15 protein-coding genes are annotated in these 15,701 nt (G+C 51.3%); 9 read left to right on the top strand and 6 right to left on the bottom strand.

Features of this window, described 5'->3' with window-relative positions:
• Nucleotides 1-164: 164 nt before the first annotated feature.
• Entirely contained in the window at nucleotides 165-428 is a 264-nt protein-coding gene (gene rpsT, locus ACWAU0_RS10640; protein WP_020483383.1) for a 30S ribosomal protein S20, read from the bottom strand.
• Between the two features lie 102 nt (nucleotides 429-530).
• Between rpsT and murJ the strand changes: the two genes are divergently transcribed.
• From murJ to ACWAU0_RS10620, 4 genes are all read left to right on the top strand, one after another.
• Nucleotides 531-2,078 (top strand): murein biosynthesis integral membrane protein MurJ, encoded by a 1,548-nt coding sequence (gene murJ / locus ACWAU0_RS10635; RefSeq protein WP_458139105.1) that lies wholly within the window; start codon nucleotides 531-533, stop codon nucleotides 2,076-2,078.
• An 85-nt stretch (nucleotides 2,079-2,163) separates the two neighbouring features.
• On the top strand, nucleotides 2,164-2,991 hold the full coding sequence (gene proC / locus ACWAU0_RS10630) for a pyrroline-5-carboxylate reductase (RefSeq protein WP_458139104.1): 828 nt from the start codon (nucleotides 2,164-2,166) through the stop codon (nucleotides 2,989-2,991).
• Entirely contained in the window at nucleotides 2,991-3,566 is a 576-nt protein-coding gene (locus ACWAU0_RS10625) for a YggT family protein (RefSeq protein ID WP_445367928.1), read from the top strand. Before proC ends, ACWAU0_RS10625 begins: the two co-directional genes overlap by 1 nt.
• A 19-nt stretch (nucleotides 3,567-3,585) precedes the next feature.
• Nucleotides 3,586-4,590, top strand: a complete 1,005-nt coding sequence (locus tag ACWAU0_RS10620) for a DUF4124 domain-containing protein (RefSeq protein ID WP_458139103.1) — start codon at nucleotides 3,586-3,588, stop codon at nucleotides 4,588-4,590.
• Here the strand turns inward: ACWAU0_RS10620 and argB are convergent.
• The 4 genes from argB to coaBC are packed head-to-tail and all read right to left on the bottom strand — an operon-like array spanning nucleotide 4,573 to nucleotide 9,670.
• Complete coding sequence (gene argB, locus ACWAU0_RS10615; RefSeq protein WP_033159176.1) at nucleotides 4,573-5,466, bottom strand: acetylglutamate kinase; 894 nt, start codon at nucleotides 5,464-5,466, stop codon at nucleotides 4,573-4,575. The genes ACWAU0_RS10620 and argB overlap by 18 nt on opposite strands.
• Before the next feature lie 12 nt (nucleotides 5,467-5,478).
• Complete coding sequence (locus ACWAU0_RS10610; RefSeq protein WP_445367926.1) at nucleotides 5,479-8,016, bottom strand: phosphomannomutase/phosphoglucomutase; 2,538 nt, start codon at nucleotides 8,014-8,016, stop codon at nucleotides 5,479-5,481.
• A gap of 15 nt (nucleotides 8,017-8,031) precedes the next feature.
• Nucleotides 8,032-8,487 carry a dUTP diphosphatase gene (gene dut, locus ACWAU0_RS10605; protein ID WP_101054232.1) on the bottom strand — a complete coding sequence of 152 codons (456 nt, stop codon included), beginning with the start codon at nucleotides 8,485-8,487 and terminating at the stop codon, nucleotides 8,032-8,034.
• A complete protein-coding gene (coaBC, locus tag ACWAU0_RS10600; RefSeq protein ID WP_458139102.1) occupies nucleotides 8,459-9,670 on the bottom strand; it encodes a bifunctional phosphopantothenoylcysteine decarboxylase/phosphopantothenate--cysteine ligase CoaBC in 1,212 nt (403 codons plus the stop codon). The genes dut and coaBC overlap by 29 nt, the downstream gene beginning before the upstream one ends.
• A 285-nt stretch (nucleotides 9,671-9,955) precedes the next feature.
• Here coaBC and ACWAU0_RS10595 point away from each other — a divergent pair, with 285 nt between their 5' ends.
• The 3 genes from ACWAU0_RS10595 to ACWAU0_RS10585 all read left to right on the top strand — a co-directional run bounded on the left by ACWAU0_RS10595 (nucleotide 9,956) and on the right by ACWAU0_RS10585 (nucleotide 13,275).
• On the top strand, nucleotides 9,956-10,843 hold the full coding sequence (locus ACWAU0_RS10595; RefSeq protein ID WP_205451355.1) for an NF038132 family protein: 888 nt from the start codon (nucleotides 9,956-9,958) through the stop codon (nucleotides 10,841-10,843).
• 461 nt (nucleotides 10,844-11,304) lie between these two features.
• Nucleotides 11,305-12,162: a transglycosylase SLT domain-containing protein gene (locus ACWAU0_RS10590; protein ID WP_458139101.1), complete on the top strand. Its 858-nt coding sequence runs from the start codon at nucleotides 11,305-11,307 to the stop codon at nucleotides 12,160-12,162.
• 345 nt (nucleotides 12,163-12,507) lie between these two features.
• Nucleotides 12,508-13,275 carry a diguanylate cyclase domain-containing protein gene (locus ACWAU0_RS10585; RefSeq protein ID WP_458139100.1) on the top strand — a complete coding sequence of 256 codons (768 nt, stop codon included), beginning with the start codon at nucleotides 12,508-12,510 and terminating at the stop codon, nucleotides 13,273-13,275.
• Nucleotides 13,276-13,290: 15 nt separating this feature from the next.
• On the opposite strand, the gene ppa is transcribed toward ACWAU0_RS10585, so the two are convergent.
• Nucleotides 13,291-13,836, bottom strand: a complete 546-nt coding sequence (gene ppa, locus ACWAU0_RS10580) for an inorganic diphosphatase (RefSeq protein WP_458139099.1) — start codon at nucleotides 13,834-13,836, stop codon at nucleotides 13,291-13,293.
• Nucleotides 13,837-13,908: 72 nt separating this feature from the next.
• Here ppa and ACWAU0_RS10575 point away from each other — a divergent pair, with 72 nt between their 5' ends.
• Together ACWAU0_RS10575 and ACWAU0_RS10570 are read left to right on the top strand one after the other, a co-directional pair.
• Nucleotides 13,909-14,724: a DUF2797 domain-containing protein gene (locus ACWAU0_RS10575; RefSeq protein WP_458139098.1), complete on the top strand. Its 816-nt coding sequence runs from the start codon at nucleotides 13,909-13,911 to the stop codon at nucleotides 14,722-14,724.
• A gap of 155 nt (nucleotides 14,725-14,879) precedes the next feature.
• On the top strand, nucleotides 14,880-15,560 hold the full coding sequence (locus tag ACWAU0_RS10570; protein WP_458139097.1) for a hypothetical protein: 681 nt from the start codon (nucleotides 14,880-14,882) through the stop codon (nucleotides 15,558-15,560).
• The last annotated feature ends 141 nt before the right edge of the window (nucleotides 15,561-15,701 follow it).

Raw genomic sequence — 15,701 nt, 5'->3', positions numbered from 1 at the left:
ACTTATTCCAAATAAGTTGCTTGAAAGCTAACAACCTTTGATTATCGGAAAGATTAGGAACCAGAGCATCTGGTATCTGCGCGAGATAAAACCGCCGCGCATAAAAAAGGCCCAAGCAACATCTGTTGCATAGGCCTTGCTGATCTATCGACTTTGCGTCGAGATCAAGCCATTGCGCGCAGTCTGTCGTTTAGTCTGCTTTTGCTGCGAGCGGCTTTATTTTTGTGGATCAGGCCTTTGTTAACGGCCGAATCAATTACAGGAACAGCGGTTTTAAACGCGGCTTGAGCTTGCTCTTTATCGCCTGCTCTAACAGCGGCGATCACTTTTTTAACGAAAGTGCGTAAGTTGCTGCGCTGTCCGGCATTGCGAATACGGCTTTTCTCAGCCTGACGCGCTCTTTTTCTAGCTTGTGGTGAATTAGCCATAGTCTATCAGTTCTTTTGAGTTAATCTGGAACCGCGTATTATCATTTTGGATGCTATGATTGTCAAATTTTTAGTGTTCCCAAACTCAATCTGAGGCCTGCAGTGAGCAAGCAGCTGTTTAAATCCACCGCAATCGTTAGCAGTATGACCATGATTTCACGGATCATGGGTTTTGTAAGAGACATGCTATTTGCCAACATTTTTGGCGTTAACGCGGCAACCGATGCGTTTTTCGTGGCCTTCAGGATTCCAAACTTCCTGCGCCGCTTGTTCATGGAAGGCGCGTTCGCCCAAGCTTTTGTACCAGCTTTGTCCGATTATAACGAAAAAGACAGCGAGGAAGGTTTGCGACTGTTTATCGACCGCACCGCCGGCACCTTGGCAGTATTGTTGGTGTTATTCACAGTGGCGGGCGTCATTGCAGCGCCGTTGCTGATCCTGCTTTTTGCGCCCGGTTTTCTGTGGGAAGGCGACCAGTACGAACTGGCTGTGCAAATGCTGCGCATCACCTTCCCATATTTGTTCTTCGTTACGCTGGTTGCATTCTCCGGCGCGATTTTGAACGCACGTGGCAAATTCGCCATTCCGGCACTGACTCCGGTATTTCTGAACATTTGCATGATAGGCGCTGCAATCTGGATTTCGCCGTTAATGGCCGAACCGATTATGGCTTTAGCGTGGGGCGTATTTGGCGCCGGCGTAGTGCAACTGTTATTTCAAATCCCTGCACTGATAAGGCTCGGCTTGCTACCCAGGCCGCGTTGGGGCTACCAAGACCCGGCGGTGAAACGCATGCTCAAGCAGATGCTCCCCGCCATTTTTGGGGTCTCCGTGGTGCAAGTCAATTTACTGTTCGGCACTCTGGTAGCCTCATTTTTAACTTCGGGCAGCGTTTCTTGGCTGTACTACTCCGATAGGCTGGTGGAGTTTCCGCTCGGAATTTTGGGTGTGGCGCTGGCGACAGTCATTTTGCCGAGATTGTCCGAGAACCATGCCGCTGAAGATGCCCTGGCCTTTTCCAAAGCGTTGGACTGGGGCTTGAAACTGGTGTTACTGATCGGCTTACCGGCCACCCTGGGTTTGACACTGCTGGCTGAGCCTTTGTTATCGACGTTGTTTCAATATAATGAATTCGGCAGCGACGATGTGCGGATGGCAGGCAAAAGCCTGATGGCTTATGCGCTAGGCTTACTGGCCTTTATGTTGATCAAGATCTTGGTTCCAGGCTTCACTTCCCGCCTGGATACACAAACTCCAATGCGTTTTGGTATGCATTCCATCGTCGCGAATATCATATTGAGTGTGCTGCTGGCATTTCCCTTCGCTCATCTTGGCATCGCCCTGGCAACTACCTTGTCTGCATACCTAAACGCGCTCCTGCTTTTGTTTACGTTGTTAAAAACCCGAATTTACCAGCCTTGCGAGCAATGGCTAATATTCATAATACGGGTTGTGGTGGCCAACGCAGTGATGTCGGCGTTTTTATATTATTTTGTCGACGTGACGCTTTGGCTGAATTGGAGCGCATCACAACGAGGCCTGCACCTGGGGATAACAATCGGCTTGGCAATGTTGATTTATAGTTCGGCGCTGGTACTGTTAGGTATCCGCCCCCGGCATATCGGCTTGCAAAAATCCGTAACGACTTGAGATTCTCTGCGACGCCACCATTGTCATGTAGAATGCATCGCGAAAAGCGGTTTCCGTAACAATTCAACAGACTAATCAGTAAGCTATGAAAACAAAAACAATCGGTTTTATTGGTGGCGGCAATATGGCAACCAGTCTAATCAGCGGCTTGATTGCCAGCGGCCATTCACCGCAGCAGATATGGGTGTCGGATACCGCGCCCGCCACGTTGCAGGCTCACACCGATCAACTTCATGTCAATACTACCGCCAACAACGAGACAGTCATTAACGAAGTCGAAGTCGTGGTGCTGGCAGTTAAACCGCAAATATTGCGCGATGTTGCTTTGCAAATCGCTCCCAGCCTGAAACAAAAGAATGTGCTGGTCGTATCGATTGCCGCCGGCATTTCCCAACAAAGCCTGTCTAAGTGGCTGGGTAGCGAGGTCGCTATCGTGCGCTGCATGCCAAACACACCGGCACTGGTGCAAACCGGTGCAACCGCATTGCACGCCAACGCCAATGTTGATGACGAACAAAAAGATCTGGCCGAAAATATTTTACGTGCTGTCGGTTTGGCCCTGTGGGTCAACGACGAAAACCAACTTGACGCGGTGACCGCCGTCTCCGGCAGCGGACCGGCCTATTTCTTCCTGCTGATGGAAGCGATGGAAAAAGCCGCCCTGGAATTGGGCCTGGACGAACGCTCGGCTAGACTGCTGATTCAGCAAACCGCGCTGGGCGCCGCCAAAATTGCGCTGGAATCGGCCGAATCGCCCGCCCAATTGCGCGCCAGAGTTACCTCGCCGGGCGGCACCACTCAGCAAGCCATAGAAACATTTATACAAAACGGTTTTGTCGAACTGGTTGCCAAAGCCTTGCATGCCGCCAATGACCGTTCCATTGAAATGTCAAAACAACTAGGAGCCGACTAATGGGCAGCAATTACATGACCGACCCGATAGTGTTCCTGATAGACACCCTGTTTTCTTTGTATATTTTAGCGGTGGCATTACGCTTCTTGTTGCAATGGACCCAGGCCGATTTTTACAACCCGGTGTCGCAATTTCTGGTGAAAATCACCCACCCGCCGCTAAGGATCATGCGCCGTTTCATCCCGTCTATCGGCCGCATCGATAGCTCTTCTCTGGTACTGGCCTTGTTGCTGCAAATAGTCGCCAACTTCTCGATACTGGCTGTTAAAGGCTTGTCCGTGAGTTTTGTGGCATTGACGTTATTGTCGTTTACCGACTTGCTGAAAATGCTGATCGATATTTTCGTTTACGCCATTTTTGCCGGCGCCATCCTCAGTTGGTTCGCCCCCGGCAGCTACGGCTCCGCCTCATCGATTTTGTACAGTTTGACTGATCCGCTGCTGAACGTGTGTCGCAAGGTTTTACCTGACCTGGGCGGGATAGATTTATCGCCGCTGGTGGCGCTGGTATTGTTGCAACTGGCAAAAATGATGATTTTGCCGCCCTTGCATCAATTGGTCAGCCTACTGGGCTAGGCCTCTAGCCTGTATTACCATGCGACATGCCCCCTTCAAACGAACCTCATTTGTCGCTCTAGCCTTGCTATGTGCATTGGGTCAGCCGGCATATGCCAAAAAAATGTATCGTTGGGTGGATGAAAACGGTAACGTCTATTTCTCAGACCAAGTACCGCCGGATCAGGTAAAGCACAAACGGGAAACATTAAGCGAGAAAGCCCGTGTGCTCGATGTACTGGAAAAAGCCAAAACCGCCGAACAAATAGCCCAGCAAAAGCGGCTGGATGCGCTACGCAAGGAACAGGAAAAGATCATTGCCAGGCAAAACGCCAACGACAAAGTCCTGCTGAGCACTTTTCGTAACATTGATGATATGAATAAAGCCTTGAGCAATAAAATGGCGTCCTTCGATGCCGGGCAAAAAGTGATTGAAGGCAATATCGAACGCACTCAGCAGCAATTGCAGCAACAACAGCAACAAGCCGCCAATCTTGAGCGTGGCGGCAGCAAGATACCGCCGAAATTACTGGCGGATATTGCCGCCAGCAAACAACAGATAGAAGCGGGCAAACAAGAGCTTTTGCGTCACCAACAAGACAGACAAAACAGCGAAAAAGAATTCAAAGCCGACATAGCCCGCTTTCAATTCCTCACCCAAGCCAACAACAACGACGGAAAACCGCTTAACGGCGATAGTTTAGCGGCCAGTAACGCTAGCAACGAGTTAGGCCTGTTTGTTTGCCAGGACGCCGGGCAATGCGAAAAAGCCTGGAAAATCGCCGGCGAATTTGTCGCGACTCACTCCACCACCGGCCAAGACGTGGAAAGCGAGAAACTGATCATGCGCGCAGCACCACAAAAAGACGACGATTTAAGCTTGTCGGTATCGCTACTGGAGCGTAACAACACTTTGCAGATATTTCTGGATATTCGCTGCCGCCAATCCAGCCTGGGCAACGAATTATGTTCAGGAGCAAAGGCGCAAAGTATTCGCCAAGCCTTTGCACCATTCATTCAATCCAGCTTAGCGGCGCAACAATAAGGTACCGACACCCTGGTCGGTGAACAGCTCCAGCAACACCGCGTGCTCAACCCGCCCGTCGATGATATGCACACTGGTCACACCGCCCTTCAACGCATCAGTGCCGCAGCGGGTTTTCGGAATCATCCCCCCGGAAATCGTGCCATCGGCAATCAGATTATCAATATCGGTCAAGGTCAGACCGGTCAGCAAATTGCCCTGTCTGTCCATAATGCCGGGGATGTTGGTCAATAGCATCAGCTTTTCAGCTTTTAACACTTCGGCTACCTTGCCAGCCACCAAATCCGCATTGATATTATAGGAATGTCCGTCCTTACCCACGCCAATCGGCGCAATCACCGGAATAAAGTCGCTGTTACCCAACATTTCCACCACCGCCGGATCGATACTGCTGACTTCGCCGACGTGGCCGAGATCAATGATTTCCGGTGCATCATCCAGCGTCGCGCCGGCCTTGGTCATGTTGATTTTGCGGGCGTGGATGAAATTGCCGTCCTTACCGGTCAGACCTACCGCCTTGCCGCCCTGCATATTGATCATATTCACGATCTCTTTGTTTACCAGACCGCCCAACACCATTTCCACCACATCCATGGTTTCGCTGTCGGTTACGCGCATGCCGTCGATAAACTCCGAGGTTTTACCCAGGCGTTTTAACAAGTCGCCGATTTGCGGCCCGCCGCCATGCACGACGATAGGATTAATACCTACCAGCTTCATCAACACGATGTCGCGGGCGAAGCTGTGTTTCAACGCATCATCGACCATCGCGTTGCCGCCGAATTTAATCACAACGGTTTTACCCTTGAATTTTTGAATATACGGCAAGGCTTCGATAAGAACGTGGGCAATCTGGTGCGCGGTTTTTTCTTTCATAATCACTAACAATTAAAAAGGTAGTTTGATATCGGGTTTGATTTGCAGCATCAGCTGCCTGAATTGAGCTTGAATACGTTGCATCGCATCCTGGCTATCCGCTTCAAAACGCACGGTTAGAACCGGTGTGGTATTAGAGGCTCTGACCAGGCCCCAGCCGTCAGCGAATTCGACGCGCATGCCGTCGATATTGATGATCTTGCCGTCCTTAAACTTGGCCTGGCTGAATAGCTGTTCCACGAAGCGGATGCCTTCGCCTTCAGCCATCGGCACATGCAGCTCCGGTGTATTGATACTATCCGGCAGTTCGGCAAATACGTCGCTACTGCTACGCATATCAGCAGACAGTATTTCAATCAGCCGCGCCGCCGCATATAAGGCGTCGTCGAAACCAAACCAACGGTCGTTAAAGAAAATATGTCCACTCATCTCACCGGCCAGCGCCGCCGTGGTTTCCTTGAGTTTGGCTTTCATCAGCGAATGTCCGCTTTTCCACATCAACGGCCGACCGCCGCGTTTGACGATTTGATCGTGCAAATGCCGGGAGCATTTCACGTCGTAAATGATTTCCGCTCCCGGTTTATTGGCCAAGACATCGCGGGCATACAGCATCATTTGCCGATCCGGCCAAATAATTTTGCCGCCGGAATCGACCACGCCAATTCGGTCGCCGTCGCCGTCGAACGCTACGCCTATATCGGCCTCGTAATGCTTCACAGCCTTAATCAGATCGCCCAGATTTTCCGGCTTGCTGGGATCGGGATGATGATTGGGAAAATTGCCGTCAATCTCGCAATACAACTCGATCACTTCGCAACCCATCGTGCGCAACAGAATCGGTGCCAGTTGTCCGGCCGCACCGTTGCCGCAATCGACAGCCACTTTCATCGGTCTAACCAAATGCACATCGTCGGAAATCATGCCGATATATTCGTTGCTGAATAGACTATTCAGCTCGATGGAACCCGGCGTGCCTTCGCTAAAATCGCCGGCCTCAATGCGTTTTTTCAGTTGTTGAATCTTGTCACCGGATAAAGTTTCGCCGTTCAAAACCAGTTTCAGGCCGTTATAGTCGGCGGGATTATGGCTACCGGTAATCATCACACCGCTACGGCCTTCGCTGTGCTGGGTGACAAAATACAGCAGCGGCGTCGGTACCAAGCCAATGTTTAATACATCGCAACCTGCTTCGGTAATGCCTTTTGCCAACGCATCCGCCAAGCCGGGGCTGGATAGCCGGCCGTCCCTGCCCATCACAATAGTCTTGATATTTAGCTGCCTGGCTTCGCTGCCCAAAGCCCGGCCAATATTGCGCACCGTTTCCGGCGTCAAGCCGCGCCCGACAATGCCGCGAATATCATAAGTACGGAAAATATCGGCAAAAGACTCGCCTGCCGTCGGCGCAACGTTTGGCATCGCCACGGGTGCCGATTTCTCGGCGGGAGCAACCGCACTCAGCGGCGCCTGCTCGGCCACGCTGATAGGCGCCGTGCCCAAGCTGACCGGCACACTGGCATAGTGTTCGGCGGTTTTAGGCGACTCTTCGATAAAATCGATGTCGAACGACTCGTCGAAAAAGTCGTATTCGCCCAATTCGTCAGGAACTTTACTCGGGCTTTTTTCTTGCTCCAGGATGCGTTTAAACTGCGCCAAAGTCGAAATAATCGGCCGCATTTCATCGAGTTGCACCGGATAGTGACCAACCTGCTTACCGGTCATCATGTCCTTGGCAGCTTTTAAAATACTGCTTTGATCGTGGTGCAGATAATCGGCCAATTTACGATAACCGATAAAAAACGCCAAACAACCCAACAAAGCGGGGATCAAGATAATGCAGGAAAATAAAATGATGTCGTCGGTACTGGTGCCGCCACCTATGGAAAGCTCCAACGACCACCGGCTGTTAGTCAGCGGCATCACTTGCGGCTCCTCCGCCTTCAATTCCTGCATGCCGACACTAGCCAATACCGCCTGCTCTTGCTTGATCTCCACATAACCGTTGCCGACAGTAGTCTTGCTAATCAGCTGTTGCAATAAATCCGGCTTTAAACTAACCAAAATCACGCCGATTACCTGCTGGTTTTGACTGACCGCAGCCGTCATTGCCAAATGCCGATGCTCGCCCTCGCCTTGCACGAAGGGCTTTTGCTTGGCGGTCAGCGTGGCGCGCACCATTTCCAAATCGGCAAAGCCCATATTCGGCACTTGGCTAAGATCCGGCTCGCTGACCGTCGCCGGCAACAAGCGCACACGCAGCGCTTGTGGAATCGTATTCTGTAGCCTGGCAGCGACATTATCCAAGGTCGCTGGATTATGGCTATCGCTGGCAAGTGCCGCCACCACATCCGGCGCCTGCGCCAGACCGTCGATGACCCGCTGCAAGGTCTCAATCTGGCTGACAATGCTGACTGTCATGCCGCTGGCGATTGCAGTGGTACTGGTTTGCTGGGTTTCCCTGACCTGGGCCGCGGAAAACCAATAGGCGCCGCCACCGGCCAATAACACCATCAGCGCCGCGATGCCCGCTACTATGCTAAATATGCGTCCCATCCGTCGCGACTCCGCTTAGTGCCGGCCGCTGTGTCCAAAACCGCCGCTGCCGCGATGGCTTTCGTCGAAATCGGCGACGCACTCAAACTCGGCCTGCACCACCGGCACAAACACCATTTGCGCGATGCGTTCACCTATCTCGACGGTAAATGCGCTATTGCCACGATTCCAGCAGGAGATAAACACCTGCCCCTGGTAATCAGAATCGATCAAACCCACCAAATTACCCAGCACGATGCCGTGCTTGTGCCCCAGGCCCGAGCGCGGCAGCAATACCGCCGCAAAATGCGGATCGTCGATATGAATGGCTAGGCCGGTAGGTATCAGGGCCGTTTCGCCCGGCTGCAAGGTCAAGGCCTGATCCAGACAGGCGCGCAAATCCAGCCCCGCAGAGCCTTGGGTAGCGTAGGCGGGCAAAGCAATCTCCCGGCCCAGACGCGGATCAAGAATTTTTAACTGGATTTTTTTCATGCAATTTCTCGGCTATCAGTTTAAGCAGCTGTGCGGCTAAGGTATGTTTATCGGTCATCGGCAGGATTTGTTGACCACCCGACCAAAATACATGCAAGGCGTTGCGATCACTCTCGAAACCACCTTCAACCTGCCCAACCCAATTCGCGGCGATCAGGTCCAGGTGTTTGCTTTGCAGCTTGTGTTTGGCGTAATTTTCCAGATCGTCGGTTTCCGCGGCAAATCCCACAACCAAAGGTTTTGGTTGTAATTCAGCCACCGCGGCAATGATGTCCGGATTTTTTACCAAGGCTATATTGCTGGTGTCGCCAGCCTTTTTTATCTTGCTGTCAGCCAGCTGTTGCGGCCGGTAATCCGCTACCGCCGCCGCACCGATGTAAACATCTGCAATCCGGCTATGCATCATCACTGCATCATACATTTGCGAGGCGGTTTCCACTGGAATAAGTTTAGCGCCGGCCGGCACGGCTAAGCTGACCGGGCCACTGACCAGTGTCACGTTGGCACCGGCTGAGAGGGCGGCGACGGCCAAGGCATAACCCATTTTGCCCGAACTGCGGTTAGTGATGTACCGCACCGGATCAAGCGGCTCTCGCGTCGGTCCGGCACTGATGACTATGTTAATGCCCGACAGAAAACCGGGCTGTTCAGGCGTCAGCAGTTGCCGACAAATATCGGCCGGCTCGACCATGCGTCCCAAACCTTGCTCGCCGCAAGCCTGCTCACCAGCCGCCGGGCCGATGCATTGCACACCATGGCTTTGCAGCCTGGCAACATTCTCTTGGGTTACCGATTTACGCCACATTGCCTGGTTCATCGCCGGCGCGACCCATACTGGGCACTCGGCCGCAAGATACAAGGTAGACAGCAAATCATCCGCCAAACCATGCGCCATTTTCGCCAAGGTATCGGCGGTCGCCGGCGCAATCAGCAATAGGTCTGCCCAGCGTGCCAAATGGATATGGCTCATGGCCTGTTCCTGCTCGACATCCAGCAAATCGCTATGCACGGCATGGCCGCTCAAGGCCTGAAAAGTCAGGGGTGTGACAAACTGGCGGGCTGCGGCAGTCATCACCACGCGAACTTCATGGCCTTGCTTCCGCAACAAGCGCACCAGCTCCGCCGCTTTATAAGCCGCGATACCGCCGCAAACCCCCAACAAAATTCGCTTGTTAATGTTCATGCCCCAAAAAGATCAGTTCTTGGAATTATGGCAAACTCGACCTTTGATGTATAGGAACAGCTTATTTTGCAAGCAGTCCGCGCCGCCAAAGCTTAAACCTTAGATTCTAAAGTTGCCTTGCTGAAAACCGACCTCCTGCATTGAACCTTTTTGCCGCCACATGGAATACACCGCGAAATAAGTTTCGCCGACGAACCAGGCAAACAGCACGATCTAATGAGATTGGTGCGGCTTATTCATTAAAACCCTGAGCCTTATCCATACACAGAATAAAAAGGTAAAATCATGAAAATTACGCGCACTCCCCTCATCGCCCTCAGTTTAAGCGGGGCGCTTGTGCTACCTACCGCGCAAGCTGCCAATATTTCCTTAAGCAATAACACCTGGACGGCAAGCGGCGCAGCTGGGCTGATTTACGGGGACAATACGGTCAATAACTCACCGACTGGAAACGCTCAGTTCGGTTACGTGTCGACATCCGGCGGTGTTTATGGTGTTTCGCCTTTGGTTCTGAGGGATGAAGGACGCGGCACCGAGAACCAAACCAATGGCTCGAAAATTCAATCGAATGCTTTCAGTGCCAATGCGAATGACACGCTGACTTTGCAATTCAATTACATTTCAACCGATGGCCGTGGTTATGACGACTACGCCTGGGCGCGCTTGGTCAATGCGGATACCCACAACACTGCCGCCTGGTTGTTTACAGCCCGCAGCACCAATTCTGCTAACGGTAATGTCGTGCCCGGTAACGTGTTGAATCGTCAGGTAGATAACAACTTACCGGATGAGCTCGATGCGGTATTGAATGACGGTAACACCATTGGCTTTGCTGCGGCTGGCACAAGCTGGATACCGTTGGGTGGTTCAAGCGGCATTTGCTGGGATAACGCCAACACCTGCGGCCCGACCGGCTGGATTAAGTCCGCTTACTCGTTCACCGCAACCGGATCGTATTTTCTTGAGTTTGGGGTGATCAACTGGGGCGACGAAGCGTTTGATACCGCCCTTGCTTTTGATTTTGGCGGACTACAGCAAGTGAATTTCAGCGGTGTCACAATAGTGCCGCCACCCGCGACGGTGCCTCTACCTGGCGGCTTCCTGCTGATGTCTTTGGGCATGGGCTTAGTCAGCGCAATTTCTCGTAGGAGCAAATTTGCCGGCCAATCCTGAAAATTCTGCGGCAAGTCATCTCGATAAGAAATCAGGGGATGATTTTGTCTGCTCTGTACTAATGAAAACCGAGAGCCAAACCAGGCTCCGCGCCGGCAGATCCGCCACAACCACATCAAAAACAACAGTTTAAATCGCCGTAAAATCAACCCTGTGATATATTCGCGCCAGACTCACCTGCCCATATGGGCAATATAGCCTCAGCAAAACAGGCGGTATAGTGCGGCCAACCTTGAAGCAGTTCCGGTAAAGCTAACACCCTCAGCAGCCCCGGAACTATTTCAAGGTTTGCCAACATCCTGCGGGATGCAATGAAGCGCAATTGCACGGAAACTCGGCCATATGGGCGATCAAGCACTTGCAATGTATACGGTAGCTGGAAGCTTGGAGGATTGACGCTTCAATCCTTTTCCGGCCGGGTTTAGAAGAGCCTAGTCTCAGCAATACAGAACGAGAATTTTATGAACTTGAAACGCCAATCGCTACTTGCCCTGTGCTTGAGCCTCACCACCCAAATCGCTAATGCTCAGGACGTAGCGCCGGTTAATCTGGAACAAATCCGCAAGACCGCTGCCGATTTCGAACACGGCCGCACTGTCAAACAAGATTACCGTCAAGCATTTGATATGTACTGCAAAGCCGCGCTGCAAGGCGATGCCGAATCGGCTTACAGCATCGGATTTATGTATTTCAACGGCCGCGGCGTAACCCGTAGCATTTCGTTAGCCAGCCACTGGTTTAAGCAAGCTGCGGAATATGGCGACACGCATGCTCAGCAAATGCTAAGCCGCTTTGGCGATGTCACACAAAGTGAAGACCCCGCCTGCCAACCACAGGCTCCAGAACCCGAGGTTAAACTGGTCGCCGATCCCAACCCTAACCGCGAACGGGTAGAGGCTTGGGTAAAAGAAATTGCCCCCATTTACAGCATCGATCCGCAACTGATCATGGCAGTGATTCAGGCCGAATCGGCTTTCAACCCCAGCGCGCTGTCCGGTAAAAACGCCCAGGGCCTGATGCAACTTATTCCGGAAACCGCCGAGCGTTTTGGGGTAAAAGACAGCTGGAATCCGATCCAAAACATCAAAGGCGGCACGGCTTATCTACACTGGCTGTTAAGACATTTCGAAGGCAAAGTCGATTTGGTGCTGGCCGCTTATAACGCCGGCGAAGGCGCAGTAGAGCGCTATCAGGGCATCCCTCCCTATCAAGAAACTCGCAATTACGTTAAGCAAATTCTGGCAGCGTATCAGAAGCCGATCCATCCGGTACCGCCACAAGAATTGCAAAAAAACTTGGTTATCGAGCAAAAAACCTAAGTTACCGTCAATTCTCCCCAGTTATCCAAGCCTGGGAATACGGTATTTCGTAATATTGACGAAATACCGTCTGCACTTAGACCCCATATCCCGCATTATCCAGCCCCTCTTCCATTTTTTCATTCCTGCCAAACTCCTTCAACAACAGGCAGTTACCCAACAACAGCTTTAAAGCCCGCGCGTCTGGCACGAGAATTGATCCAGTTAAGCCAACAAACCTCGGTTAACGAGATTTCCGGCCACTCAATTCATATGGGTTATTGTCATGAAATTTGATAATTCGATCCTCTCTAGCGCAGTGTTGACTACCATCGATTCAGCCGCTGACTTAATGGAGGCGCTGTGATGGATAACCGAATCAGAGTCCAGCAACATAAATACACTGTTGTTTCACCCATCGTCGCCCAGCGCTGGCTTAACCAAACACCGGTATGCGAAAGCGACAGCGAATGCTGTCAATTGAATCAATCCCGAGCCGAGCTTGCCGCATTGGAACGCGCCCTGGCGATTAGTCAGCAACAGCTGGCCGACGCCCGCCGACAAATCGAGTCGCTGAACGCCACTCGCAAAACCTTGGAACAGCAGTTACTGGAAAGTAACGAGAATTACAGGCAAGCGCTGCATTGCGCACACCACGACGAGTTAACCGGCTTACCCAATCGAGTTTTATTGCTGGATAGACTGCAACAGGCCATGGCCCAAGCGGATCGTCAGAAACGGCCAGTCGCACTATTGTTTATCGATCTGGACGAATTCAAAAACATCAACGACGAACTCGGCCACGCGGCCGGCGACCAATTACTGAAAGAAGTTGCAGGACGCTTGTCGGCTTGTCTTCGCTACGGCGACACCGCTTGCCGTTACGGCGGCGACGAATTCTTGGTGTTGTTGGGTGAAGTCGATGCTGATCACAGCGTAGCGGCGGTGATAGAAAAAATTCAGTCCCATTTGGCCGAAACTTGCAGCATTGCGGGCAAGCCGGTTTCGATCAGTGCCAGCATAGGCGCGGCCATCTATCACCACGACGGCCAAAGCAGTCTTGACCTACTAAGCCGAGCCGATAGCGCGATGTACCGTGCGAAAAAACTGAAATTATCCCAAACGAACAGCTAACCAAAGTACAACGGATTAGCGACGGCTGCTATGCGAGGTTTTATAGCGGCCGACACTTTCCAGAATTTCCTGCCGCGCATCCTCGATGCCGCCCCAACCTTCCACGCAGACCCATTTGCCTTCCTCCAGGTCTTTGTAATGTTGGAAAAAGTGGGTGATCTTGGCCAACTTGTCCGGTTGCAAATCCTTGTAATCGTTGACGTGATTGTAAAACGGCGTCAAACGCGGCACAGGTACCGCCAACAGCTTGGGATCAGGGCCGGCTTCGTCTACCATTTTCAACACGCCTACCGGCCGGCAATTGATCACGCAACCGCTCAGCAAAGGTGCCGGCGTGATGATCATCACATCAACCGGATCGCCGTCCTCGGACAAGGTTTGCGGGATGTACCCATAATTGCAGGGATATTGCATGGCGGTGCCCATGAAACGGTCCACTGTCAGGGCGCCGGTATGTTTATCCACCTCGTATTTGACCGGATCGCTGAATGCGGGAATCTCGACCACCACATTTATTTCAAACGGAATATTGCCACCCGCAGCAACTTGCATGAATGACATCGAATCCTCTTTGAGTACGCTGGAAACGCTGTCATTATAGCCGCCGTTATTCAGCTATCGGGATTAAATCAAGTGTTAGGCAGTCTGCAGAAAATGACCAGCGCGTTGGCCGCGCCAGTGCAATACCGCTTGCCGGTCGGCGAGCAGGCAATCGAATTGAACCTGCTGTTGGGTAAAAAACTCACGCTACGTTACACCGGCCAAATCTTTTGTGTGCATTGCGCGAAAAAAACCAACAAAAGCTTCAATCAAGGCTATTGCTACCCGTGTTTCATCAAACTGGCGCAGTGCGATATGTGCATCATGAAGCCGGAAACCTGCCACTACGCCGCCGGCACCTGCCGCGAACCGAGTTGGGGCGAGGAGTTTTGCTTTCAACCGCATATCGTTTACCTAGCCAACTCATCAGGTATCAAAGTCGGCATCACCCGCCAATCGCAAACCCCAACCCGCTGGATCGACCAAGGCGCGGTGCAAGCCTTACCCATTTTTAAGGTCGCTTCCCGCCATCTGTCGGGTTTGATCGAAGTCACCTTGGCGCAACACGTCAGCTACAAAACCAGCTGGCAGCAAATGTTGAAAAACAACACCGCTCCCTTGGATTTGCCGGCCATCCGCGACGGCTTGCTCACCGAATGCGCCGAACAATTACAAAACATCGCCGTGCAATTTCCCTACAGTCCGCCGCAGCTGCTCAGCGATGCCCAACCGCTAACGCTCGACTATCCGGTGTTGCAATACCCCAGCAAGGTGAAATCGTTTAATTTCGATAAAGAGCCATTAGTGTCCGGCATTTTGGAAGGCATCAAAGGCCAGTATTTGATCTTCGACAGCGGCGTGATCAATATCCGCAAATATTCGGGGTACGAAGTGGAGATGGGGGTATAACTTTGATAAAGTGGGCTCGTTTTGGGCTTGCAATAATTTGTGGTAATCGGCACCTGAAATGTGTTCCGCCAACGTAAGGCCGGATAACCCGATTTGAAGTTTTCGGCTATAGCGTTTTAATCAATACACAACTTTACCTACAGGGAAAAAACATCATGAGGAAGTTATCAATTTTTGTATTTCTTATTTCTTTATTTAGTTTTAGTAGTATTTGTTCAGGAAGCACTTTTTCTTATTCTTTTTTCAAAAACGTCCCATCGATCTACGCGACAGACCATGACATAGAAAACTTAAATCCGCCATTTTCTGAAGTAACAATAACTGACGTATCTAGTAACTCTATTAACATAGATATCTCTCTGTCGAACCCAAATGGAATGTTTGAACAGTTATATTTTGAGTTTTTGCCTGAAATTGCTTACATAAAAAGACAGGATGCTTCAAACCCAACAGAGCCTAATTTTTTCTTATCTAGAGTAAGTTATTTCGATTCTGAAGATCCCTCTTCAACTTGGTATCTTGGCGTTACGCCATATTCTGGTGTTGCGTATAACATCAATCCTTGGAGTGCAAGCAGCATTATTTTTGGAATGCAATATGCCTACGCACAATCCGTGCGTCCGTCGTTTATGCAAATAGCTTTGCGGAATTTGCCCGATACTGTATCGGCTGTTGATTTAATTCCAGCTTACTTGACAGCAAAGGATGTGACCTGGGGAAAACTGGGAAATGGCCAAGGTCTTTTATTGGCATCGCCTGTTCCAATTCCATCAGCACTGTTTTTCTTTATTTCCGGCATAGCCGGTTTTCTGGCACTAAGAAAAAATTACCGGTAAGTCAATTAAGCCATTTTTATCCGCTCTTTGCAGAACATGGAAGAAACGAGCTCGCACCGATTAGTGATCGCCCATATCCGGATACTCGAGTTAAAAACTGAATAGCCCAAAAAAGCTCAATCATTAAGAATTAAGGAACCT

Source organism: Methylomonas sp. Uni0009 (genome assembly GCF_054188105.3).
This window is presented reverse-complemented; position numbering and strand designations above follow the sequence as displayed.